General features: G+C 35.3%; 1 protein-coding gene. It reads left to right on the top strand.

Annotated features, from left to right (window positions below):
• Positions 1-168 precede the first annotated feature (168 nt).
• Positions 169-2,130: SprB repeat-containing protein (locus ATO12_RS24430; RefSeq protein WP_034247700.1), on the top strand; the 1,962-nt coding region annotated here is incomplete at its 3' end.

Genomic DNA, 2,130 nt, shown 5'->3' with positions numbered 1-2,130 from the left:
GCAAGTACCTTCCGGAATATATGCCTTGGTACTAGAGACTCCGTATGGAAATCATATCAGGAAAATAATGATAAGGTAATAACTATTATTTTAAAACATTAAGAAGGGATTTAATAATGTAATGTGAGTGAATGGAAGGAGATTGAAGTAAGATATTAAAATTTGAAAATGAAGCAAATAATTCTAATAATTTTTATACTAATCGGAGGGAGTAAAATCTATTCTCAAAGATATTTATTTGATTATTCTGAAGATATAGATATCTGTTGCGATGGTGTTAGAGAACTAAGCAGGACAAAAATCACAAGAGTATTCAATGGTACTAATGTAATAGACACATATGATATCCTCCAAGCTACAAGCCCTTTTGGTAGAATATACTCTGTTCAACCAACAAGAGTTATAACATTTTTTGAGATGAATTGTCTTTTGCATCCTCGAGATGGGGGTGGAGTTAGAAATTGTACAAATACAGCAGATACTCAAATTAACTATTCAGGCATTTGTGGAAATGGAACAGGTAATTATGATGCCCAAGCTAAAGTAACTAATCTGGAAGGAGTTTTAGATATTCCTACAGGTACTTTAAGAGAGAAATGTATTGAAGAAAATATTATTTTAAAAGCAGATAACGATTGTCATAATTATAGATACGAATGGTATTATCAAATTAATGGTAACAATCCCATAAAAATTAATAGTGCAACTACTACCATTGGTCAAAATTCTCAATCAATACCTCTTACATCTTTTTTACCCTCTAATTATCTAGGAGCTATTAGAATTTCATCAAAAGTAAGTATAAATAATGGTAGTTCCTTTGATTATGACACTAATACAATTGTTTACGATATTACAACCTGTTCACCCAAACTAGATGGTCCTATAATTGACATCCAACCTTCATGTAGTAATAGTATTAATCTTAATGATAATGACAACGGTAGTTTTACTGTAACTTTTGATAGAGAACTGGATGATACCAAACAAGAAAAAATGAACCTGCAGGTATATCGACAAGTAGGAAGCAGCTTTGATGGTTATGAATCAAAAGTATTAACTAAAAGTGATTTCACCGGAGCTTCTTATACCTGGGAACCTAAAAACCTACCCGGTGGGATCTATAAACTATTCTGGCAAACCAAAAGTAACAATGAAGGTTTTGATGATATTAATACAGTACCTGATGCCTATGATGAAAGTAATCCTTTTACACTAACTACCCCTCCCGCTTTATCGGTTAGTGGTGCTCCTTCTCCCGTACAATGTTTTGGAGGAAACGATGGAAGTATTACAGTGACTCCAAATGGGGGAACACCAGGAACACCGCCTACATCACCTCGATACCAATATTCTATCGATAATGGAACTACATGGCAACAAGAAACACTTTTTGACTCATTAACCAAAGGAGATTATACCATTCTTATCAAAGATAATAATGGTTGTGAAGCTACTAGTGCACCCATAACTGTTAACGAACGATTCCTAACCATACCAGATGTAGTGGGGTTGTCTGCACTCATTACCAGCCCTACTCTCATTAATGGTAATAATGGACGTATCGCAATCTCTGTATCTAGTGGATCTGGTAACTATACAAACTATGCCTGGACCAAAGATGGAAATCCCTTTACACCTCCTTCAGGGTCTACAAATACAAATATCATCAACCTCTATGAAGGGGTTTATACCATCGTAGTAACCGATAGTAATGGATGTAGTTCTAATCTCGAAACATTCACTCTTACAGATCCAGAACCTATCAACATCTCTATCAATATGACTCCTAATACCGTTAATTGCTCGGATACCAAAGTAAATCTTATCGCCAGTGCAACAGGAGGATTCTTAAACTCTGGTGGAGATTACACTTATCTATGGGATGATGGAACTACCGAAGCATCTCTTACCAATGTAGGAATAGGAAACTACCAGGTAACTGTATCTGATCAAGGAGGAAATAGCCAATCTAAATCTTTTCAGGTACAAGGGCCTGAGCCTATAACAGCCATACCTGCTATAAGTAATGTAGGGTGTAAAAATGGAAGTGATGGAACCATACAATTAACCATTAACGGAGGTACAGGACAATATACCGTTAACTGGACTAAACTATTCGATAATACA

The organism is Aquimarina atlantica (genome assembly GCF_000626715.1).
In the GTDB taxonomy this organism is placed as follows: Bacteria; Bacteroidota; Bacteroidia; order Flavobacteriales; family Flavobacteriaceae; genus Aquimarina; species Aquimarina atlantica.
The sequence above is the reverse complement of the archived record's forward strand: the minus strand, read 5'-3'. Positions and strand labels throughout refer to the sequence as shown.